Source organism: Arthrobacter sp. Soil764 (genome assembly GCF_001428075.1).
Classification (GTDB): Bacteria; Actinomycetota; Actinomycetes; order Actinomycetales; family Micrococcaceae; genus Arthrobacter.
Map to the genome: position 1 here is coordinate 75,768 of NZ_LMSI01000012.1, position 22,824 is coordinate 98,591.

Here is a 22,824-nt window from a genome sequence, read left to right on the forward strand (position 1 = left end):
ACCATGGCCCTGCTGGAGAAGCTTCCGCGGCACCTGTTCACCCTGCGCGGCTGGGGCATGCTCGCAGCCGGGGCGTTCACGCTGGCAGCTGCCCAGGTCATGGGGCGCCGCGACCTCCTGACGCTGGCCCTGCTGCTGCTGGTCCTGCCGCTGGTTTCCCTTGCCGGCATCCGGCTGGTCAAGCCGCGCTTCCGCGTCTACCGCGAATTCAACCCCTCCCCCGTGGAAGCCTCAGCCCCGGCAACGGTGCACCTTGCCGTGGCCAGGACGGGGCCGGGCAGCGGACGCGTGGCGATGGAGGAGCGCCTGCCGGCGCACTTCGGCCAGGCACCTTCCTTCTGGTTCCCGTCCCGTTCCGCCACCGGCGGCACAAGCCGCTACGAGTACCACCTCACGTCCAGGCACCGGGGGCAGTTCAGGATCGGGCCCGTGACAGCCGAGTTCACCGACCCCTTCGGCCTCTCCCTGCACCGCCAGGCCATCGACGACGGCGACGTACTCACCGTGACGCCTGCCGCCGTCGTCCTGCCCGCCACCGGGCTGGCGGGAGCGCGCGGGAGCGACGGCGTTACCGCCACCCGCGTCCGGGCGAACCCGAGCGATGACGACATCATGACCCGTGAGTACCGCCACGGGGACCCGATGCGCCGGGTCCACTGGCCCGCCACAGCGAGGCACGGATCCCTCATGGTCCGGCAGGAGGAGTCGGTCACCACTCCTGAGGCCACCATCATCCTGGACCACCGGGCCGGTGCCTTTAGTGGCGGCCCGGGCACATCAATGCCGGGCCTGCCCGACCCGGAGGGGCATGCACCGGCCACCAGCGACACCTTCGAGTGGTCTGTTGTTGCCGCCATGTCTGTCAGCGCGCACCTCACCGAGCGCAACTACAGTCTTCGGCTGCTGGATACCGGGGGGGAACCGGCGTTCCTCCACTCCCCATCGGCCCCGGAACCGGCCATGGAGGAATTCAGCGGGGCATCCGGCCTGCAGTCAATAGCCGAAAGCCTGGCCGCAATCCACCTGTCCGGGCCGGCCCACCCCCGGCGGGACGGACTGCTTCGGGACGCCATCCGCCGGGAGGCCCCGGCCAGGCACGCGGACCGCAGGGGCGCTCCGGGGGTGCGGACGCCGGCAGGTGCGGAGCAGGGGCCTCCGGCCTTTGATGACCAGCTGATGGACAAGCTGTCCGCGCACCGGATGCGGGGGCCTTTGATCGCCGTGCTGGGACGCATTACCGCCGAGGAGGCAGCGGAGCTGGCCCCGGCCGCGGCGTATGGCACCAACTCGTTCGCCATCCTGGCGGTGGAACGGCCCACGGATTTCCAGGACGTGCTGGAAGTGCTGAGGCAGGGCGGCTGGCGGGCGCTGGCCGTTGCGCCGACCACCCGGCTTACCGTCGCCTGGGGCCAGTTGGAGCAGGATGCGGCGCTGCCGGTGGCTCCTGCATCAGAGGTCCGACGCGGAGCGGGGGTGGCCACATGACCATGGCGCCGGCCCGGCCAACGGGGGCCGGTCACGAGGCACAGCCGCGTCCTCAGATGCCCGCGGGCCGGATGCGTGCGGGCGCCTATCCATGGGCCATGGCGGCATCCATCACGGTGGCTGTCTGCGGGGCCGCCCTGTCCCTGAATGGTGTCCTGCGCGGCTGGAACTGGTACTGGCCGGTGATGACCACGGTGCTGGTGGTGGCATTCACCCTGGCCGTCCTGCGTTCCGTCCGCGCCCAGCCGCTGCTGGTCACCGCAGGCGGGTTCCTGGCACTGGGCGCCGTCCTGACGTTGACGTTCTTCCGCAGCTCCAGTTTCCTTTGGTTTGTCCCCACCGGCGCCACCGTCCCCGAGTTGGACCGGCTGATCCGGCGGGCCAGCGAGACAGTCCTGGCAGAGACAGCCCCCGTGGCACCCAACGCCGGGATCGTCATGGTGGTCTGCGCGGTGCTTGGCCTGGCGGTCATCCTGGTAGACGCACTCTCGGTGCCGCTGGGGATGCCGGCCGCCTCCGGCACCGGCTTGCTTGCCCTGCTGGTGGTTCCGGCCATGATCAAGCCGCAGAGTGTGGGGGTGTGGAGTTTCGTTGCCACCGTGGCGGGATACCTCTTGATCCTTGCCTGCAGCCAGTGGTTTGCACCTGGCGGCAGGTTGCAGGGCGCCTCGGCCCGGAGCCCCGGCCTGCTGCGCAGCGCAATGTTGACGGGCGCGGTTGCCTTGGTGGCCACTCTGCTGCTGCCCCTGGCAATTCCGGGGTTCGACCGCGGCACGTTCCCGCAGGGCTCCCGGCTCAATCCGTGGGGCGCCTCAACCGGCCTGAACCCGATGATCACCCTGGGAAGCAGCCTCCGCACGCCTGACGGAAGCGGCAGGATCACCTACGCCACCAATTCGCCCAACCCCCTCTACCTGCGCTCTGTCACGGTGGACAATTTCGACGGCGATTCTTGGGGACCGGATGACCGCACCGCGTCCAGGGTGCCCCTTGACGGCCGGATCGACCCCGGGTACGCGGTCCTGGCCGATGAGCAGGTGCGGCTGGTGACGGCCATCGACGCCGGAGCCTTCACCAGCCCCTACCTGCCGGTCCCGTACCCGCCCGAAACCATCCGCGGGCTGGGCGGTCAATGGACGTGGGATCCTGCCACCCTGAGCATCAAAGGCACCGACACCACCACGCGGAGGCAGGAGTACCTGGTGACCTCGGCAGTACCCAAGCTTTCCGCTGTGCTCCTGGCCCAGTCCTCAGCGCCGGTGCGGGGTATTCCGGACATTTTCACCCGGATTCCCGGCAACGTCCCTGACATCGTCAAGAACACTGCCCGGACCGTGACTGGAGCTGCGGGGACGCCCTACCAGAAGGCCATGGCCATCCAGAAGTACTTGCGCTCGTCCGAGTTCACGTACTCGCTGCAGTCTCCGGTGCAGGGCGGCTACGACGGCAACGGCCTTTCCGTCCTGGCTGACTTCCTGCAGCAAAAGAGCGGCTACTGCATCCACTACGCCTCGGCGATGGCGGTGATGGCCAGGCTCGAAGGCATCCCCAGCAGGATCGCCGTGGGTTATGCCCCCGGCCGGCTGACCGGGGCCACCGTAACCGTGTCCGGCCAGGGCGCCCTCCCGGAATATGAGGCGGATGCGCGCGACGCCCATGCCTGGCCGGAACTGTACTTCCAGGGCCTGGGCTGGGTGCCGTTCGAGCCAACGCCATCGCGCGGGGTGGTCCCGGACTATGCCACCGAGGCCTCCGCACCTTCCGTTCCGGATTCCCTGGGAAACAACGACGGACTCATTCCGGACACGGCACCGGTTCCCGCCGCATCCCCCAGCGCCACCACGCAGGCCGTCCCCGGTTCCGGCGGCAGCAGCACCGGCGAGGGCGCGCAACTGACGCCCTGGCTCCTGGGTGCGTCCGCCGTGCTGGGCCTTGTTCTCCTGGCGGCTGCCCCGCACTTGGTCCGCCTAGGCACCAGGTCACGGCGGCTGCGTCCAAAGGACCAGGGCCTGGCAGTCCCGCTGGCATGGAATGAGATCAGGGATCTTGGCACCGATTACGGCCTGCCCGCCGCGGACAGCGAGACCCCCAGGGCCTACTCAGCCCGGTTCCGTGCTGAACTGCTGGGCGAGCCCGGCGGCATGGACCAGGACGCGCACCACGCAGTGTCATCCTTCACGTCGGCGTTCGAACAGTACCGGTACGGCCGTCCGGGCGGCGCCGGCGCCCCTGACACCGGCACCCCTGCAGAGGACATTGCTGCCGGTGTGGCGGCCGTGGAAGCTTCCCTCCGGGCGAACGCCACCCTGCCCAGGCGCTTGGCAGCGGCCTGGCTTCCGCCGTCGGTGACCCGCAGGCTGGGCCTGCTGCTCCGGATGCCGTTCAGTGCGGCTGGCAGGGCCATCCGCAAAGCGGTGCACGCTGTCGCCAGTTTCCGGCTGGTGAAGCCGGTGCAACCGACCACAGGAGGGCGTTCCGGGGCAGGAGCGGCCGACGGCGGCAGCAGGACCGGGCGGGGCTAAACGGGCTGTGCCGGCCGGGGAAGCCCCGGCCGGCACATGAGGGTTGGGTAACCGCCGGAACTAGCCGGCGTAGGGGTCGGCGATGCCGATGTACTGCGTGTAGAGGTATTCCTCGATGCCTTCCAGCCCGCCTTCGCGGCCCAGGCCCGACTGCTTCACGCCGCCGAAGGGAGCGGCGGCGTTGGAGATGACGCCTGCGTTCAGGCCCAGCATGCCGGTCTCGAGCTTTTCGCCCATCCGGATGCCGCGGTTCAGGTCCTTGGTGAAGACGTAGGCCACCAACCCGTATTCGGTGTTGTTGGCCAGCCGCACGGCGTCGTCCTCGCTGCTGAAGGTGATGATCGGCGCCACGGGACCGAAGATTTCCTCGGACAGGATGCGGGTGCCTTCGGTGACGCCGGAAAGGATGGTGGGCTGGTAGAAGTAGCCAGGACCCTCCACCGGTCCGCCGCCCAGGACTGCCTTGGCGCCGGAGGCAACGGCGTCGGACACCAGCTCGTGGACCTTGTCCCGGCTCTTGGCGTCGATCAGCGGACCCACCTTGGACTCCGGCTCTGTGCCGCGGGCGGTGGTCATCTCCTTCATCTTCGCGGCGAACTTCTCCGCGAATTCACCGGCAATGGACTCGTGAACGATGAAGCGGTTTGCTGCGGTGCAGGCTTCGCCCATGTTCCGCAGCTTCGCCAGCATGGCTCCGGTCACGGCAGCGTCCAGGTCTGCGTCCTCGAAGACCAGGAACGGGGCATTGCCGCCCAGTTCCATCGAGGTCCGCAGCACGGTTTCGGACGCGTCTGCCAGCAGGCGCCGTCCCACTTCGGTGGAGCCGGTGAAGGAAAGCTTGCGCAGGCGGGAGTCCTTGATCAGCGGCCCGGTGGTGGCCCCCGCCGTGGAGGTGGGAATGACGTTCAGGACACCTGCGGGCAGGCCTGCCTCCTGCATGACGGCAGCGAACAGCTGGGACGTCAGGGGCGTCAGGTTGGCCGACTTCAACACCATGGTGCAGCCGGCGGCGACGGCCGGCGCGATCTTGCGGGTGGCCATGGCCAGCGGGAAGTTCCAGGGGGTGATCAGCAGGCAGGGGCCCACCGGTTTCTTGGTCACCAGGAGGCGGGACTTGCCGTCGGGCGAGACCGAGTAGCGTCCGAAGGCACGGACAGCTTCCTCGGAGAACCAGCGCAGGAACTCGGCACCGTACGTCACTTCACCGCGGGCTTCGGCCAGCGGCTTGCCCATTTCCAGGGTCATCAGGAGGGCGAAGTCTTCTGCGCGCTCGGTCACCAGGTCGAAGGCCCGGCGGAGGATTTCCCCGCGTTCACGGGGCGGGACCTTTGCCCAGGACTCCTGGGCGGCTGCGGCGGCATCCAGGGCTGCCGCACCGTCCTCGGGGCCGGCGTCGGCAATGCTCAGCAGCACCTTCCCGGTGGCGGGATCCTCGACGTCGAACGTCTTGCCTGATGCGGCGTCGCGCCACTCACCATTAATGAGCAGCCCGGTGGGAACGGAGGCCAAAAGCCGGGTTTCGCGCTCGGCGGTAACAGCCGGCTGTGCAGTGACAGTCACGATGACTCCCTCGTCAGTAGGGTTGTGGCAGCCCGTGGCCGCGGCCGAAGTGACCGGGATCATGGGGCTGATTAACAGCCAGACTACTGCGGGCCACTCCCCCGGTCTACGCCGTTGCGCACTGCGGAATCACAGCCTCGCTGTGCACCTGCACAGGAACCGGAAGATGGGTTGGGGGCTGGCTACCGGGCGGCAAGGACAGCGGAATAGAGCTCCCGTTTGCTGACCCGGACATCTTCGGCGACGGCGGCGACGGCCTCCTTCAGCCGGATGCCCTGGGCCACCAGTTCGTTGACCGCGGCCACGTGGTCTTCCGGGGTACCGGCTGCCTGTTCCGGTGCCCCGCCGAGCACCACGGCGATCTCGCCGCGGACCTCCGTGTCCTCAGCCCACTGGAGCAGTTCGCCCACAGTGCCGCGGACGACTTCTTCGTAGGTTTTGGTCAGTTCCCGGCATACTGCGATGCGGCGGTCCGGTCCGAACCGCTCGCGCAGCGCGCGCAGCATGGCTTCCAGCCGGTGCGGTGCCTCAAAGAACACCATGGTGCGCCGCTCCCCCGCAAGGTCCGCCAGGCGGGAGGCCCTTTCGCCGGCCTTGCGGGGAAGGAACCCCTCGAAGCAGAACCTGTCCGTGGGCAGGCCGGACAACGCCAGTGCAGTGAGGACCGCGGAGGGCCCGGGAACCGCGGTGACGGGAAGTCCCGCCGCGATGGCACCCTCCACCAGCCGGAAACCCGGATCAGAGACCGCCGGCATCCCGGCGTCGGTGACCATGAGGAGTGTGCTGCCGGCACGCACCTGGTCCAGGAGTTCAGAAGTCCTGGTGGCCTCATTGTGCTCGTGGTAGCTGATGACGCGTCCCGCGACGGCAACGCCCAGGCTTTGCACCAGGCGGTGGAGGCGCCGGGTGTCCTCGGCGGCCACGATGTCCGCGGTGCCCAGCAGTTCCACCAAACGGGCGGAGGCATCTCCGGTGTTTCCGATGGGAGTGGCGGCAAGGACGATCCGCCCAGTGGTCGCAGGGGCGGTTTCGGAAAGGGAGCTGGGGTTGAGGTCCACCTCCCAAGCCTACTGCCGCCGGGTCTTCCAGCCGCAAAAGGTAGCATGGGGCTCGTGACGCAGACCTCGACGCGGCCCACGGGGCCCGGAAAGCCCGGCCAGGCGGAATCCCCTGACGGAACCGGCGCCACCGGGACGAAGCCTGCAGGGAAGGTTGCCCGGCCCTGGATCAGCCGGCCTGATGAGGCGTTTACCGTCGAGGCCCTGAGGGCACGGCTCAACGGCGCCGGCACGTCCTGGCGGGACTATCCACCGACGCTCCGGCTCTGGTTCGTCCTGGTCCCGGTCCTGACGGCAGTGGCCGGCGGCCTCCTCCGCTTCATCCGTCTTGAGGTGCCGCACAAACTGGTGTTCGACGAAACGTACTACGTCAAAGACGCCTACTCCTACCTCATCAGCGGCTATGAGCGCAGCTGGCCGGACAAGGCAAATGATTCCTTCAACGCCGGCAACCCAGGCGTCCTGCTGAACACACCCGAATATGTGGTCCACCCGCCCGTGGGCAAGTGGATGATCGCAGCCGGCATGTGGCTGTTCGGGCCGGAAAACCCCTATGGCTGGCGTTTCGCCGCAGCCCTCACCGGCACCCTCACGGTGCTGCTGGTCTCCCTGATCGCCCTGAAACTGTTCCGCTCGCTTCCGCTCGCCTGCGCCGCGGGGCTGCTCCTCGCCGTCGACGGCCACCACCTGGTGATGTCCAGGACGTCCCTGCTGGACATCTTCCTGACGTTCTGGATCCTTGCCGCCTTCGGCGCCCTGCTGATGGACCGCGACGACGGGCGGCGGCGCCTGGCAGGGCGGCTGGCCCGGACCGCTGCCGGGAACGGCGGGCAGCCCCCGGCCGGGGCGCTGCTGTCCGGGCCATGGCTGGGCGTGCGCTGGTGGCGGGTGGCTGCCGGAGTCTGCCTGGGCCTGGCGGTGGGCACCAAGTGGTCCGGCCTGTTCTTCCTCGCCGGATTCGGCCTCCTCACCGTGCTGTGGGACCTCAACGCCCGGCGCGTGGCGGGCATCCGCGGCTGGATCAGCGGCGGCGTGATCCGGGACGGAATTCCCGCATTCACCGCCATGGTGCCCGTGGCAGCAATCGTCTACTCCGCCACCTGGACGGGCTGGTTCCTGTCGGACAACGCCTACTTCCGCCACTGGGCTGAGACCAACCCCTCAGCGGAATGGGGCTGGCTGCCTGACTCCGTCCGGTCGCTTGTCCATTACCACCTCGAAGCGTACAAGTTCCATCAGGGACTGAGCTCCGAGCACCCCTACCAGGCAAGTGCGTGGAGCTGGCTGGTGATGGGGCGGCCGACGTCGTTCTTCTATGAATCCCCGCCCCAGGGCACCCCGGGCTGCAACGTGGAAAAGTGCACCTCCGCCATCCTGTCCGTCGGGAACCCGCTGATTTGGTGGGGCGCAGCCATCTCCCTGGTGGTCCTGCTCTTCTGGTGGGTGGGACGCCGGGACTGGCGGGCCGGGGCCGTGCTGGCCGGCGTCGGAGCGGGCTACCTGCCGTGGTTCATGTATCCGGAGCGGACCATGTTCTACTTCTACGCGGTATCCTTCGAACCGTTCCTGGTCCTGGCACTGGTGTACTGCCTGGGACTGGCCCTGGGCCGGGCCACGGACCCCCCGTGGCGCCGGCGCTCCGGAATGTACCTGGTGGTCCTGTTCCTGGCGGCGGCAGTCCTGCTGTCGGCGTTCTTCTACCCGATTTGGGCCGCAGAGGTCATCCCCTACGTCGACTGGAAGGTCCGGATGTGGATGCCGTCCTGGATCTAGGGCAGGATGGCAACAGAGACCTGAAGGAGCCGCTGCCGCGGCATGGCAGCGGAAACGGAGACCGGCTGTGAGAGAAGCGAGCACGGAACTGCTGGTTGAGCTTGACGCCAACAGCAACGTGACTGACCTGCTGCTGGAGCAGCACTCCGCCAACCCGGCCCACGCACTGTACCGCCGGAAGGGCCCCAACGGCTGGGTGGACGTCACGGCGCAGAGATTCCTCCAGGACGTCAGTGCCCTGGCCAAGGGGCTCATCGCCGGCGGCCTGGAGCCCGGCGACACGGTCGCCGTCATGTCCCGCACCTCGTTCGAATGGACGCTGGTGGACTTCGCCATCTGGTTCGCCGGCGGCGTCACGGTGCCCATCTATGAAACGTCCTCCGCCAGCCAGGTGGAGTGGATCATCAAGGATGCAGGGGTCCGCCGTGTCTTCGCCGGAGACCGCGCCACAGTGCAGCTGGTAAGCGGCGTGGTGACCGGTTCCGCAGAGCTCAGCGACCGCCTGGTCAACGTGCTGCGGATGGATTACGACGGCGAGGCTCCGGACCTTGCCAGCCTCACCGCTGCAGGCACCGGAGTCAGCGACGCTGAACTGGAACGTCAGCGCAGCCGCGCAGGGCTGGCCGACCTCGCCTCATTGGTGTACACCTCCGGCACCACAGGCAAGCCTAAAGGGTGCGAGATTACGCACGGGAACTTTGCCCTGGTGGCCAGGAACGTCGTTGCGTTCCTGCCCGAAATCCTGCAGAAGGACCAGGCCCGCACCCTGATGTTCCTGCCGCTGGCCCACGTGCTGGCCCGCGCCGTCCAGGTGGTATGCCTTACCGCCGGGGCAACCCTGGGCCACACCCCGGGTGCCGCCCAGCTTCTGGAGGACCTCGGAACGTTCCGGCCCACCTTCCTGCTGGTAGTGCCGCGCATCTTTGAAAAAGTCCGGGCAACTGCCGCGCATAAAGCCGCTCTGGCGGGCAAGGGCAGGCTCTTTGCGGCCGCAGCAGCCGCCGCCATCGACTACTCACGCGAACAGGACCGGCACAGCCGCGGCGAGGGACCGGGCCCGGGCCTGCTGAGCCGGATCAGGCACGGCGTGTACGACCGGCTGGTCTACCCGCGGTTGCGCCAGGCGCTGGGTGGCGAGGTGGGATACACCGTTTCCGGCGCCAGCCCCCTGGCTTCCGAAGATGCCCATTTCTTCCGTGGCGTGGGCATTCCCGTCCTGGAAGGGTATGGACTGACCGAGACCACGGCGCCGTGCACTGCCAATACGCCCTCCCGCACCAAGGTGGGAACAGTGGGCATCCCCATTCCGGGCACCACCATCCGCGTGGCCGAAGACGGTGAAATCCTGGTCAAGGGAATCGGCGTTTTCCGGGGCTACCATGCCAATCCGGAGGCGAACGCCGAGGCGTTCGTGGACGGGTTCTTCCGCACCGGAGACCTTGGGGAACTCGACAAGGACGGCTTCCTCACGGTCACGGGGCGCAAGAAGGACCTCCTGGTCACGGCGGGCGGCAAAAACGTGGCGCCCGGGCCGTTGGAGGAGAAAATCCGCAGCCACCAACTCGTGGGGCACGCCGTGGTGGTGGGCGACGGCAGGCCGTTCGTGTCAGCCCTGCTGACCCTGGACCCTGAGGGGGTTGCCAACTGGCGGTCTGAGCGCGGGCTGCCGCCGCTCCCCCTCAGCGAAGCCGCGGCTGACGCAGACATCCTCGCTGCCCTGCAGGAGGCAGTGGACCTGGCCAACCAGATGGTGTCCAAGGCGGAGTCGGTGCGCACGTTCAGGCTGCTGGACGCCGAGTTCAGCGTGGAGTCAGGTCACCTGACACCATCCCTGAAACTGAAGCGGTCCGCCGTCGTTCAGGAGTTCCAGGCGGAGATCGCCCGCATCTACTGCTGATCAGGCGTTTACTGGTTTGCCTGTTCCTGATCTGCCTGTGCCGGCTTGGGCGCCAGGCCGCGGCGGCGGCGCGTCGGCCAGGTGAGCACCAGGGTCACGACGGATGCCAGGAGTACCAGGCCGGCGATCACGATGCCGGCGTCAATCCAGAACTGGCTGGGGAACAGCCGGATCAGGGTGTCGTCCAGACTGAAGGTCCAGGATCCGTCGGCGAAGAAGACCCGGTGGAATTCGGTGAAGAACTGCTGCCAGCCCAGTACCGCCAGCGTACCGAGGCCCAGGATCAGGGCCAGCGTGATGATCGAGCCGGCGAAGAGGCCGCGCCGGATCCCGCCGTTGCTGCGCCTGCGCAGGTAGAGGATGGCGATCAGCGCGAGGAGGAGCAGCAGTGCACCTGCGCCAAAGGTGGACAGGATGACCGCTTTGACGTCGGCCATGTGGCTGACTTCGCCGTCCTTGAAGAGCTTCTCGCCGCCGCGGTGCACCAGGTCGCCCAGGTACCGGGGGCCTGCCCAGTTGCTCAGGTAGTCCACGGCGTAGGAGCCGTACGTCATCCTGTCGTCCGTGCTGAAGCCGTACCCGTCCCCAGGGAAGCCTGGACGGTTGTACTCCACCCAGAGGAACAGCGGGCTGGTCACGGCCCGGACGGCCAGGATCAGCAGGATCAGCGGGTAGATGATGGCCAGCAGGACCTGCATGACGCGTGGCGCCACGGGCTTGGCATTGGCGGCGCTTTCGCGCTGGGCGTTGCGGCGCTCCACTTCCTCCTCGGGGGGACGGACGTGCAGGGCCGAGGTGGGAAGGGGTTCCTTGAAGACCGGCGAACCGGCGCTGCCGCCGGTCCCCGCCGGGGAGGGGTCCGTGGCGGACGTTCCCCCAGCGGACGTGCGGGTGGTGCCGGCTGCGGCGGTCGCGGAGGATCCGACGGCGGCTTCCGCAGCCTTGCGGTCGGCCCGGCTTCCGGGCTGGGCTGTTGCGGTCCCTGCCGCTGGCAGGTTCCGTCCGGCTTTCTCCCCGTCCGGCTCCTCCGGGGCAGACCCACCGGGACCGGACTTGTCCGCGGCGGGCTTGTCCCCCGAGGGTTTGTTCCCCACAGGTTTGTCCCCGGCGGCGGGCGTCAGCCAGGAAAACGCGGGCTCGTCGGAATCCCCGGACGTATCCAGGAAAGGTTCCGGCTGCGGCGCGGCGCTTTTGGCGCGGGCCGGTGTCTCGTCATTCACAGCAGCGTCACTTCCGTTGGGTTCCGCACCGGTCCCAGTCAGCCGGTGCGATTCATTCTGCAGACGAGCCTACCGTCCGGAAGTTCCGCTGGGCGAGGAACCACCCCGGCGGGATTACAACGATTCAGGCAGCGATTTCCGTGTACCCGGCGTCTTCGCTGCGGAGGTCGCCACGCTCCCCGGCCAGGAAAGCCCGCCTGCCCAGCAGCAGGACATACAGCCAGTACGAAGCGAGAACCACCGCCCCGATGCCGATCCTGGCCCAGGCCGGCAGCGGGCTCGGAGTGACGAACCCTTCCACAAGGCCCGAGACAAACAGCACCACCACCAGCCCCAGGGCCACCGTGATCAGCGACCTGCCTTCCTCCGCCACGGCCCTGCCCCGGGTCCGCGGCCCCGGCGAGACCATCGCCCAGAAGATCCGAAGGCCTGCGGCGGAGGCAACGAAGACGGCGGTGAGCTCCATTAGGCCGTGCGGCAGGATGTAGCTGTAGAAGACGTCTGATTTGCCGGCGGACGCGAAAATCCCGGCTGCGATGCCCACTCCCTGGGCGTTGCTGAACAGGATCATCGGCACCCAGACCCCAGTGATGCCCAGTGCCACCGCCTGCGCACTGATCCACGCATTGTTGGTCCACACGGCACCGGCAAATGACGCTGCCGGGTTCTCCGAGTAGTAGTTGATGAAGTCCTCATTCACGTATTGGGCGGCAGCGGTTTCGGAAGCCACGGCCCGGAGCGCTTCGGGGGACGTCCCGATCCAGGCGGCGTAGGCGGCAGCGATGAGCACGAAGGCGCTGCCGCATGCCAGGGTCAGCCAGGTCAGCCGGTACAGCGCGGCAGGCAAGGCCACAACGAAGAACCGTGACAGGTCTGCCATGGCGTTTGAACGGGCGCCGGTAAAGCGGGTCCGTGCCTGGGCCAGGGTGGCCGAGAGCGAAGCGGAGAGCCCGCTTTCCGGAGCCACGGAACGGACCAGCGACAGGTGGCCGGACGTGGACTGGTACAGCGCCAGCAATTCGTCGGCCTCGGCACCGGTGAGCCTGCCTTTTCCGGCAAGCTCCTGCAGGCGCGCCCACTTGTCCGCATTAACGGCGGCGAAGGCATCCATGTCCACGGCTACAGCCTAGCGCCAGGCACTAGACTTTGACGGTCTGCACCATGTGGTCGTCCGAACCACCAGATGCGAAGGGCAGGGACGCAGCGTGAGCCCGATAATTACCGGCGAGGCGGTGGTCCTCGAGCTCCGTCCGGCGAGCTTCGCCGCGCGGGCCCTGGGCCTTGCCATTGATCTCGTCGTCCACGTGGTCCTGCTCGTACTGATCATGATTGGCCTGTCCGCCGCCGGCGCGGACCTCGATGAGGCAGCCGCGCGCGCTCTTGGCCTGGCCGCCGTCGTATTCTGCCTGGTGGTGGTGCCGGTGGGCGTCGAGACCCTGAGCCGTGGCCGGTCGCTGGGCAAACTGGCCACAGGCCTGAGGGTGGTCCGTGAAGACGGCGGCGCCATCCGGTTGCGGCATGCACTGATCCGCGGACTCACCGGGTTCCTCGAGATCTACCTGACGTTCGGCGGGCTTGCCCTCGCCGTGGCCCTCTTCAACGACAAGTCCAGACGGCTCGGCGACCTTCTGGCTGGCACCTACGCCGTGCGCAGCCGGGTTCCTGCCGACCAGGCGATCCGCGTTTTTGTTCCACCCCAGCTGCAGGCGTGGGCTGCAACGGCGGACATTGGCCGCATCCCCGACGCCACCGCCCGCAGGGCCGCCCAGTTCATCCGCCAGGCGGGCCGGATGGCGCCGCTGTCCAGGGCCGGGATGGCGGAGGCCATCGCTGCGGAGCTTTCCGCCCACGTAGCCCCGCCCCCACCGCCGGGCACGGGCGCCGATGACTACCTGGCCGCCGTCGTCGCCGAACGGCGGAACAGGGAGTTCACCAGGCTGTCCCTGTCACGCCGGCGGAACACGGAGACGGGACACCGGCTCCAGCGGCTGCCGTTCGTCGGCTGACTTAGTTGTCGTACTCGCTCCACGGGATGTTCCAGTCGCCGAATCCGTCGGTGTTCGCCGCGTAGTCACCCTCGGTGTTAATGATCTGGACCACGTCGCCGGTTCCCATGTTGTCGAATACCCATGCCGCGCCGTCGGGCAGGAAGCCGATGCAGCCGTGGGACACGTTGGCGTTCCCAATGAACGGGTAGGCCGACTCGAGGGCCTGGTGGATGTATGCGCCGCTCAGGGTCAGGCGGATGGTGTACTCAACGTCCGCTTCACCGTAGTAGGCAGGATCATCGGGCTTCAGTCCGATGCTGGCCGCCCTGAAGTGGTCGTAACGGTTCTTCTCCATCAGCACCGCGTATCCCTTTGCTGACGGGAAGCGCTTGTCCCCCATGCTGACGGGCAGGGTCTTGACGGGCTGGTCGTTGACGCTGAGCGTGAAGGTGTGTGCCGTGGCATCGGCGATGGCCACCTTCTTGTCTCCAATCGAGACATTCACCTTTTTGTTGAAGTTTGCGATCTGGCCGTTGCCCAGGTCAACGCCGAAGAGCTGCATGTCCATGGTGACCGTTGAGTTCGCAGTCCAGAAGTTCTCCGGGCGGTAACGGACCATGGTGTCGCTGTACCAATGGAAGGCTCCGGCCTGTCCCGCAGTCGTGGTGATCTTGATGGCCTTTTCCACGGCGGCACGGTTGGTCACGGGCTCGCTGAAGATGATCTGCAGGGGCTGTCCCACCCCCACCTTCATGCCGTTCAGCGGGTAGATGGCGGCATCTGCCTCATGTGAGCTTGTCACGGTGTTGAAGGACTGCGTGGTGCTGGTCTCGCGTCCTGCGCCATCCTTGACCACGTACGTGTAGCTGTATTCGGTGTTGAATTCCAGGGGTCCGGTGGCGGACCACGCCGTCCCGCCGGCGTTGATGCTGCCGTCAATGGTCTTGCCTGCAGTGCTGGCCAGGGTGACGCGCTGGATTGTCCCGTTGCCCACTTTCAGGGACACCGGGGCGGCGGGATTCACCTGTTTGGCGCCATTGGCCGGCGCAGTGTCCAGAGTCACCGGCGGTACAACCGGGGAAGCAATGCCGGGGGATGTCCGCAGCGCGGAGCCTGCTTCCGATTCAAGCGGGCCGCCGGCAAGGCCCGGGGCGACGGCGGCGAAGACCCCGCCCACGGCAGCCAGGACACAGACGGCAGCCACGGCAAGGATTTTCTTGGCAGTCCCCCGGCGACGGGGCTTTACATCAGGCTCCATGTTTTCGATCCTACGTGCAAAAAATAACGGCCCGGGCGCTCGACAGCGCCCGGGCCCTTACGGCTCAGTAACGATAGTGCTCGGGCTTGTACGGACCGGCGACGTCGATGTCCAGGTACTCCGCCTGGTCCTTGGTCAGTTCCGTGAGTTCAACACCCAGGGCGTCCAGGTGCAGCCGGGCCACCTTTTCGTCCAGGACCTTGGGCAGCACATAGACCTTGTTTCCGTACTCGTGCTGGTCCCGCTTGGTCCACAACTCGATCTGCGCAATGGTCTGGTTCGCGAACGAGTTGCTCATGACGAAGGACGGGTGGCCCGTGGCGTTGCCAAGGTTGAGCAGCCGGCCCTCGGACAGGACAATGATGGAGCGCTCCTTGCTGGAGCCTTCATCGAAGACCCATTCGTGAACCTGCGGCTTGATTTCGACCTTCTTGACGCCGGGGATGCGGGCCAGGCCTGCGATGTCGATTTCGTTGTCGAAGTGGCCGATGTTGCCCACGATGGCCTTGTTCTTCATGCCGGCCATGTGCTCGGCCATGATGACGTCCTTGTTCCCGGTGGTGGTGATGAAGATGTCACCCTGGGCCAGGACTGATTCCAGCTTGGCCACCTGGTAGCCGTCCATGGCCGCCTGCAGCGCGCAAATGGGGTCGATCTCGGTCACAATGACGCGTGAGCCCTGGCCGCGCAGCGCTTCTGCCGCGCCCTTGCCAACGTCGCCGTAGCCGCAGACGACAGCGACTTTTCCGCCCATGAGCACATCGGTGGCCCGGTTGATGCCGTCGGGAAGGGAGTGGCGGATGCCGTACTTGTTGTCGAACTTGCTCTTCGTCACGGAGTCGTTGACGTTGATCGCGGGGAAGAGCAGCTTGCCCTGGTCCGCCAGCTGGTACAGCCGGTGGACACCGGTGGTGGTCTCTTCGCTGACACCCCGGATCGTGGCGGCCGTCCGGGTCCACTTCTGCGGATCCGCCGCGAGGGAACGGCGCAGCACCTCGAGGAAGATGCCGTGTTCCTCGGAATCCTCGGGATCGGCGGAGGGCACGTTGCCGACAGCCTCGAACTCGACACCCTTGTGGACCAGCATGGTGGCGTCGCCGCCGTCGTCCAGGATCATGTTGGGACCCAGCTCAGGGTTGGACTCGGCACCCGGCCAGGTGAGGATTTGTTCGGCGGTCCACCAGTACTCTTCAAGGGTCTCGCCCTTCCAGGCGAACACCGGCACGCCCTGCGGATCCTCAACGGTGCCCTTGCCCACCACAACGGCCGCGGCGGCTTCATCCTGGGTGGAGAAGATGTTGCAGGAGGCCCAGCGGACCTCGGCGCCCAGCGCGGTAAGGGTCTCGATCAGCACCGCGGTCTGCACTGTCATGTGCAAGGAACCGGCGATCCGGGCACCCTTGAGGGGCTGGGTGGGGCCGAACTCCTCGCGGAGGGACATCAGGCCGGGCATCTCGTGCTCGGCCAGGCGAATCTGGTGCCGGCCGGCTTCCGCCAGGGAGATGTCGGCAACTTTGTAGTCAAAAGTCATGGGTGGTCCTTTGCTTGGTCCGGGTCCTGGTCCAGTCCCCGTTCTGCTTTTTCTGTGCGGGCGAATACAGGTGAACTAGTGTCCTGCAGCAGCCGGATCGTGCTGGTCGGACCCTGCCGAGGCTGCCGCGGCGAGCAGTTCCGGAGGCAGCAGCAGCGGGATCCCGTCCTCGATGGCGTACCGGTTCCTGATCCCCGTATCACCGGCGGCAGTGGCCACCAGCTCTTCCCCCTCCTGGACCAGTGGCGAGCCGGTCACGGGGCAACGCAGGACGGACAACAGCTCGGGACTGATCTTTGGCATTTGTTCATGCTCCCTGGCGGGCGCGCTCGCGCCGGTAGCGGAAAAGATGTGCAGCTCCCAGCCTACCGCCAGATGCAGGTCAGGAAGGTTCCCGAAGGACCCGCAGGTGGCCCCGGCGTACACCCTCAGCGCCTGCCGGAGCTTCAAGGGCGGAATGGTGGCCCCGCTGGGTCGGCGGCTGGGCCTCCGGCGGGAGTGCAGCGGCATCCCGCACGGCGTTGGCGAGCGCCAACAGGTCGTCGGGGCCCGGCTGCTGGGGAGTTGATGGCATGGCCAGGCGCAGTACTTCCCAGCCGCGGGGAACCGTCAATGAGTCGGCATGCTGCTCGCAAAGGTCGTAGCAGTGCGGCTCGGCGTAGGTGGCCAACGGACCAAGGACTGCCGTGGAGTCTGCATACACGTACGTCAGGGTGGCTACCGCCGACTGGCGGCAGGCTGACCTCGAACACTGACGGATAGCTCCCACGACATCACAGACTACCCCTTCACCGCGCAAAAACCGCGCATTGCCGCACGGGCCGACGCGCCCCCGTGCCCGAAGGGATGTATCGCGTAAATCCGCCACCGGGTTTACAGTCGATATATGCAGTCATCGAACCATGAATCAGGTTTTTCGGTCCGGTTGGCTGACCCGGATGCCCGCGTGGCAACGGGTGTGGAGACCGCTGGCAGGAGCTTCTTCAGGCGGCGCCGGAACCGCCACGGCCGTGGCCTTCGGGGCGAGATCATGCTGCCCACCCATCCCGGGTACCGGACCCGCGCAGACCGGTTTGACGATATGGTGCTGGATTCGGCCCAGCGGCTGCACGACATTTGGGGCAAAACCCTCGACGGCGTGCGCTTTGGTGTGGACGAGATCCCGCCGGACCTTGAGCAGCTGGCCGCCAACGCCTCCACACCTCCCATGGGCTCCTACACTCCCGCTGCCGGTGAGGATGGACCAATGATCACGGTGTACCGGCGGGTGGTGGAGCAGGCCTGCTCCGGTGTGGAAGAGCTCCAGGACCTGGTTCACGACGTGGTGGTGGAACACACCGCGGAGATGCTCGGCGTGGCGCCGGAGACATTGGATCCCGTTTACCGCCGCCGCTACTAAAGCCGCCGGCCGGGAAGCCTTAACCCCTAGTAGCCCAATGCCACCGGAACTGTTTCCCGGCCGGCCGCGGCCGCGAGGAAAGCCAGGGAGGAAACGTCGTTGCGGCCGTCCTGCCCCAAGAGCACCGCTCCATAGGCGGCGTCACCGGACGCAGACACTACATAGCCCACGACGTCGGCCCCGTCGGCCTGCGCCGGAACGCTGATGGAGGCTGTTGTTCCCCCGGCGATGTCCGCAGCAGCGGCTGCCCGCACCTTTCCATCAGCCGTAATGGCTGCGTAGGTGATATTGGCCCGGGCATCAAGGGCACCGAACACCAACTGGCGAAGGCCGCCCTTGGGGACGGGAACCACGTGCTGGCTTCCCAGCCGGACGGCGGAGGGGGCCCATGCGACATCCGAGGGCTGCCCCGCTTGAAGCCCGCGGCTCATCCGTGCCGCCGCGACGAAGGACACGTCGGACGAGGCCGCCACGGTGTACTGGCCGGCAGGAACCCCGGCCAGGGATACCTCCGTGGTGGACCCCGCTTTTGCGGTGATGACGCCGCCGGAGGGAAGCGCGTGCTGCCCGCCCCGCCCGTACAGCTTGATCTCCACCACGGCATCGGAAGCACCGGGAACGGTCAGTTCAAGGGCGGGCCCCGCGTCCCCGTATCCCGGCTGCCCCGTCAGCGCAGCGAGTCCGGAGGGGTCCTGGATGTCCACGCCCGCCATCACCTGGCGGACTGCAGGCGAAGTCCCCGGGCTAATGAAATCCACGCCGCCGGGGGTGAGGCCGCGCAGGACGCTTTGCTGGATGGACGCGGCAACCGGACCACCCGCGCTGCGCACGTGCACGGTCAGCTGGGACTCGTTGGGTGCCAGGCCGGCGAGGACGACGCTGCGGGTGGTGCCGGGCGCAACCAGCAGGCCGCGGCTGCCCGGAGCCTGGATTTGCCCGCCTGCGCCGAACAGCTCCAGGCTCACGGTGGCGGGTGTGCTGGAGGCGTTGGTCAGGGCGAGCACGGAGGTGCGGCCAACAGTGGTGCCGGCACCTGCCAGCCATTGATCGTTCGAGGGTTGCCCGCACGCGGCCGCGGCACTTCCCTGCAGATCGCCGTCGCTGGCGGTGTATTTCATGGCCCCTGCAGCTGAAGCATTCTGGTTTGCAAGGGCATCAGCCCTGAGGACGTTGACCTGGTCCACCGCACGGTCGGCAACCACTCCGGCAAGGAGTTCCTGGGGGGCGCCGGCAGTGGGCGCCGGACCCGGGTCCTTGGCGATTTCGACGGCGGCTGTTCCGTCGAGGCGCGCCAGCCGGCTTCCGGGCAGCACACCGCCCGCGCTGAGCACCGCGGCACTGACCCTGGTTGCCGCGGTGGCGGACTCGGGCCGGAATTGCGCGTCCGTACCAGCGTCGGTGCCTTCCAGCAGGCGCGCGGGGCCTGGGCAGACGCCGACGCTGGCACCTGCGGGGACCGCGGCTTCCACCGCCTGCATAATGCGGCTGCTCTCAGGATGCGGCACCAATGACCCGGCGGCCACCACGGCACCTCCCCCGGCAAGGATCAGGACTCCCGCCGCAACCCCGGCTACGGATGCCGCCCGGCCCTTGCCGCCAGGCAGCCGGGTAGCGCCGCGGCCCGATGCCTTCCTGCCTGCACCGGCCGTGGCTCCTTCCGGAGCCGGTTCTCCGGCTGGAGCCGTCGTGTCGCCTGCCAGCGGCGGTTTGTTTGCACCCGGCGTTTCGGCGCCTGCCGGTGGCGTCGCCGCAGCCGGTGGGGTGTGGTCATGCATGTTGGTGTTCCTTACGCAGGGAGCCCTCGTCACGGGAGAGGCCGGTCCGCGGCCGTCGGGCCGGCATGGGAATGGCAAGGATCACCGTCAGTCCTATCACCGTGATCTGTGCGGCGGCCGCCCAGAACGACCAGGGGTTTTCATAACGGACGGTCAGTTGGCCGCCAACTGCCGGAAGGGTGAACGCCTGGGACCAGCCGGAGGTGGTGGAGGTCAGCTTCCGCCCGTCGACCCAGGCAGTCCAGCCCGGGTCAGCACGCTCGGCAAGTACCACCAAGCGGCCCTCGGCACCTGCCGGGACAGCAGCGTCGACCTCATCGGTCCCGGAGGCCACCAGGGCGGTGGTTGCCCCGCGGGGATCGACAATGCGGACACGGTGGGCAACGTCGGCAGCCTGCAGAACGGGCGGGTTGAGCGGGCTGATCCGCCACAGCCAGCCAACGTCGGTCTGTCCCACGGCCACCAGGCCGGGAACTGCATCCATCCGGCTGGCGGTCAGCTGGGCTGCGGTATCCGCGGAGCGGAGCACCACGAATCCGACACCGAGTTGTTCGAGGTCGGAACGCGGATCCACGCCTTGCCCCGCTACGAGGGTAGCCACAACGCGGCGGACCGCAGTGGTGACGTCGTCGTCCTCACGCACGGCTTCCTCGCCCGGAGCGCCAATGATGTTCCGTGCGGAGGCGATGGACGAGAGGCTGTCCAGGGTGGTGCCGCTCCCGCGCATCAGGGATGCGTTGAAGGTGCCGTCGTCGCCGGTACTGAGCAGGAGGGTGCGCGTCTGCTCGGGACCCTCGCCCCGGTCAATGGCGGTAGCAGGCAGGGAGCGCCCGGGGGCGGCCTCAACCAGCCGCGGGGCGCCCAGCGCTCCCCCGCCCGCGGAAGCGGCTGGACCGGGAACACCTCCCGGCGTTGAGATCGCAGGTGCGGCGGCGGCGCCTGGACGCAGAAGGTTCTGGGCCGACCAGGCTGCCATTCCGGCCAGCGGTCCTGCCAGCAGCACCACCAGGCCCAGGGCGATGCCGGCGCGGGCCGCGGTCCTGGTCCTTGCCGCGCCACCGGAAGTCCGGTCAACCACGGACAGCAGCTGCTCGAATCCGAGGAGGGCTGCAGCGAGGAGGGCGAAGGACGCGGCGGACACGGCCGGTCCGGTGAAAGGAGTCACCATGATCCCTGAATTCAGGCCGGTGGCAACGTGGCTGGCCAGCCATCCGCCGGCCAGTACGATAACCGCTGCCGTCCAGAACCACCTGGCAGTCCCGGCCCGGCGCCCCGGGCTGAGGAGGCCCACCAGGGCAAGGACCAGCACCGGCCCGGCGATGAGCAGCGCCAGCAGCAGGGCCCAGGGCGCTGTTCCGCCAGTGAAGGCAGCAAGCCCCTGGAGTCCCGCGGCCGGGTCGAACGACAGGGGCTGGCCCAGGAGCTGCTGCCACAGCGGGGCGGCATCGAACCCCAGCGGGAGTCCGGGATCCGCCAGCAGTGCCCTCGGCCGGTCAAGCGTGGACAGCGCGAAGGGGACGAATAGGGCCGCGCTGGGTAACAGGGCCCACCACACAGTCCGCCCGCGCCGTCCCAGCAGGAGGCCGCAGAGCACGATGACAACAGCCGCCGGGATGAGCAGGGAGGGAGCCGACGCCGTAGTGACCGCCAGGGCCAGCCCGGCCGCTGCGGCGGCCGTCCAGGAAGGCATGCCGTTGACGCCCGCCTTGGCCGGAGGCAGTTCAGCCGGCCGGCCCTCGAGTGCCGGGGCAGGGTTGAATCGGCCATGGCCTATCGCCGACCCCGTAGCGCGCAGCAGGCCCAGGACCACCAGCGGCAGCATGATGTGCGCAACCAAGGCACCGGCGCGGCCCTGGTTCAGGGCTACCTGGAGTGCCGGCGCGGCAGCCCAAAAGACCGCTGCTACGAACCTGAGCCGGCGGCGCACGGTGACCCCGCCCGCCGCGAACCACGCGGTGAGTCCGGACAGCGGGGCCCCGAGCAGGAGCAGCCATGCCATGGCGGGGTTGGCGTCGCCGCCGCCGAAGAGGCCAAGGATCCACAGCACATAGTCAAAAGGGTCGCCGTGGCCGGGAAGGCCCGCGCCGAGGCTGACCCACCAGCTGGAGGCGTTGTGCCAGATGTCCCCGAGGTGGGAGGAAACGGGAATCAGGGCGCCGCCGGCTACGGCCCCAGCGCGGAACAGTCCTGCCAGGGCCAGCAGCGAGGCGATGGCTGCAATGATGACGGCTGCAAGGGCGCCGTTACCCACCCAGCCGCGTTTCGTGGTGGCGAGGGCAGCAAAATCGTCCGCTGCATCCCCGGTTGGCTGGTGCGCGAGCGGATCCTGAACGAGGTGGTCGCTGCCTGACCCGTCGGATCCCAGCGCCTCCATCAATGACCTGCGGTGGCTCCACACTTCGCGGCGGGGTGTTTGAAGCTTGCGGATGACCGACCGGCGGATGCGCCGGGTACGTTTGGCTGTCCGCCTGGCCCTCGCCACGGCCCCGGGGCGGCCCAGGGCAGCGCAGGTGGCCAACAGCTGGGAGATACCGTGGCCTGGATCCTTAACCACAACGCTCAGGACCAGCTTGAAGAGGCTGCCCAGCAGTGCACCGATGCCGTGGACGGGCACCATCCAGAGCGGGCTGTGCTTCAGGCGCAGGTGGACCTGCGCCTTCCGGGCGGCGGACGGGTTTCCAAGGGCGTGCGGCCGGTGCGCCACGTGGAAAACGCGGGCTGCGGGGACCACCACGACGCGGTGGCCGGCCAGGCGGTTCCGCCAGCAAAAATCGACGTCGTCGCCGCTGCCGGGCAGGGCAGGGTCGAAACCTCCCAGGTGTTCCCAGATGTCCCGCCGGACAAGCATGCCCGCCGAATTCACGGCGAAGGTATCGGTGCGGCCATCGTACTGGCCCTGGTCCATCTCATCGGCGTCGATCAGGGTCAGCCGCTCGGCCCATCGACTGGTGGAAAGGCCCACATCCATCAGTTTCCGCGGGGAATGCCAGTCCAGCTGTTTACAGCCGGCAACGGTCACCGAAGGCGCCCGCTCCACCGCGCCCAGGAGTTCAGCCAATGCCTCAGGCGCCGGCGACGCGTCATCGTGCAGAAGCCAGATCCACTCGGTCCCGGCAGAGTCAGCGGTGGCGTGGAAGGGCGCCAGTGCGCCCAGCCCGGCAGAAACGGCGGCGCCCATGCCGCCCTTTCCACGGGGGTGGCGGACAACGGCACCCTCACCCAGGGCTCCCTGAAGGAGGCTGTACGAGTCGTCGCGGGATCCGGTATCAACGCCAATGGCACGATCCACGGGCCTGGTTTGGGCCGCCAGGGCCGAAAGGGTTCTGGGCAGATAGGCACTGCCGTTGTGGGCGACCAC

The 22,824-nt window shown here is 68.0% G+C and carries 16 protein-coding genes; 6 read left to right on the top strand and 10 right to left on the bottom strand.

The window, feature by feature from the left end; all coding sequences use genetic code 11:
• Positions 1-3 precede the first annotated feature (3 nt).
• The gene (locus ASG86_RS07940; protein ID WP_056332299.1) at positions 4-1,485 is read left to right on the top strand and encodes a DUF58 domain-containing protein; all 1,482 of its coding nucleotides are present in this window, start codon (positions 4-6) and stop codon (positions 1,483-1,485) included.
• Positions 1,482-4,007, top strand: coding sequence for a transglutaminase family protein (locus ASG86_RS07945; protein ID WP_056332301.1), 2,526 nt, complete (start codon positions 1,482-1,484; stop codon positions 4,005-4,007). The genes ASG86_RS07940 and ASG86_RS07945 overlap by 4 nt, the downstream gene beginning before the upstream one ends.
• A 60-nt stretch (positions 4,008-4,067) precedes the next feature.
• Here the strand turns inward: ASG86_RS07945 and ASG86_RS07950 are convergent, their stop codons facing one another.
• A complete protein-coding gene (locus tag ASG86_RS07950) occupies positions 4,068-5,567 on the bottom strand; it encodes an NAD-dependent succinate-semialdehyde dehydrogenase (protein WP_056332924.1) in 1,500 nt (499 codons plus the stop codon).
• A gap of 182 nt (positions 5,568-5,749) precedes the next feature.
• A complete protein-coding gene (gene rsmI, locus ASG86_RS07955) occupies positions 5,750-6,625 on the bottom strand; it encodes a 16S rRNA (cytidine(1402)-2'-O)-methyltransferase (protein ID WP_056332303.1) in 876 nt (291 codons plus the stop codon).
• 45 nt (positions 6,626-6,670) lie between these two features.
• Between rsmI and ASG86_RS07960 the strand changes: the two genes are divergently transcribed.
• Both ASG86_RS07960 and ASG86_RS07965 read left to right on the top strand, forming a co-directional pair.
• Positions 6,671-8,398, top strand: a complete 1,728-nt coding sequence (locus tag ASG86_RS07960) for a dolichyl-phosphate-mannose--protein mannosyltransferase (protein WP_056332305.1) — start codon at positions 6,671-6,673, stop codon at positions 8,396-8,398.
• A gap of 67 nt (positions 8,399-8,465) precedes the next feature.
• Entirely contained in the window at positions 8,466-10,295 is a 1,830-nt protein-coding gene (locus ASG86_RS07965) for an AMP-dependent synthetase/ligase (protein WP_056332307.1), read from the top strand.
• Positions 10,296-10,303: 8 nt separating this feature from the next.
• Here ASG86_RS07965 and ASG86_RS07970 read toward each other — a convergent pair whose 3' ends face one another.
• Both ASG86_RS07970 and ASG86_RS07975 read right to left on the bottom strand, forming a co-directional pair.
• Positions 10,304-11,515: a TIGR01906 family membrane protein gene (locus tag ASG86_RS07970; RefSeq protein WP_056332309.1), complete on the bottom strand. Its 1,212-nt coding sequence runs from the start codon at positions 11,513-11,515 to the stop codon at positions 10,304-10,306.
• A gap of 124 nt (positions 11,516-11,639) precedes the next feature.
• Positions 11,640-12,632, bottom strand: a complete 993-nt coding sequence (locus ASG86_RS07975; protein WP_200946196.1) for a stage II sporulation protein M — start codon at positions 12,630-12,632, stop codon at positions 11,640-11,642.
• 88 nt (positions 12,633-12,720) lie between these two features.
• On the opposite strand from ASG86_RS07975, the gene ASG86_RS07980 reads away from it, so the two are divergent.
• Complete coding sequence (locus ASG86_RS07980; protein ID WP_056332311.1) at positions 12,721-13,521, top strand: RDD family protein; 801 nt, start codon at positions 12,721-12,723, stop codon at positions 13,519-13,521.
• 1 nt (position 13,522) lies between these two features.
• Here ASG86_RS07980 and ASG86_RS07985 read toward each other — a convergent pair whose 3' ends face one another.
• The 4 genes from ASG86_RS07985 to ASG86_RS20120 all read right to left on the bottom strand — a co-directional run bounded on the left by ASG86_RS07985 (position 13,523) and on the right by ASG86_RS20120 (position 17,061).
• The gene (locus ASG86_RS07985) at positions 13,523-14,761 is read right to left on the bottom strand and encodes a L,D-transpeptidase (protein ID WP_056332314.1); all 1,239 of its coding nucleotides are present in this window, start codon (positions 14,759-14,761) and stop codon (positions 13,523-13,525) included.
• A gap of 64 nt (positions 14,762-14,825) precedes the next feature.
• Complete coding sequence (gene ahcY / locus ASG86_RS07990) at positions 14,826-16,292, bottom strand: adenosylhomocysteinase (RefSeq protein ID WP_056332315.1); 1,467 nt, start codon at positions 16,290-16,292, stop codon at positions 14,826-14,828.
• 75 nt (positions 16,293-16,367) lie between these two features.
• Positions 16,368-16,595: a Trm112 family protein gene (locus ASG86_RS07995; protein WP_056332930.1), complete on the bottom strand. Its 228-nt coding sequence runs from the start codon at positions 16,593-16,595 to the stop codon at positions 16,368-16,370.
• 79 nt (positions 16,596-16,674) lie between these two features.
• Entirely contained in the window at positions 16,675-17,061 is a 387-nt protein-coding gene (locus ASG86_RS20120) for a DUF3499 domain-containing protein (protein ID WP_082566715.1), read from the bottom strand.
• Between the two features lie 117 nt (positions 17,062-17,178).
• Here ASG86_RS20120 and ASG86_RS08000 point away from each other — a divergent pair, with 117 nt between their 5' ends.
• Positions 17,179-17,691 carry a metallopeptidase family protein gene (locus ASG86_RS08000; RefSeq protein ID WP_056332317.1) on the top strand — a complete coding sequence of 171 codons (513 nt, stop codon included), beginning with the start codon at positions 17,179-17,181 and terminating at the stop codon, positions 17,689-17,691.
• Between the two features lie 26 nt (positions 17,692-17,717).
• Here the strand turns inward: ASG86_RS08000 and ASG86_RS08005 are convergent, their stop codons facing one another.
• Positions 17,718-19,466 carry a DUF5719 family protein gene (locus ASG86_RS08005; RefSeq protein WP_235565135.1) on the bottom strand — a complete coding sequence of 583 codons (1,749 nt, stop codon included), beginning with the start codon at positions 19,464-19,466 and terminating at the stop codon, positions 17,718-17,720.
• Complete coding sequence (locus tag ASG86_RS08010; RefSeq protein ID WP_056332320.1) at positions 19,459-22,824, bottom strand: glycosyltransferase family 2 protein; 3,366 nt, start codon at positions 22,822-22,824, stop codon at positions 19,459-19,461. The genes ASG86_RS08005 and ASG86_RS08010 overlap by 8 nt, the downstream gene beginning before the upstream one ends.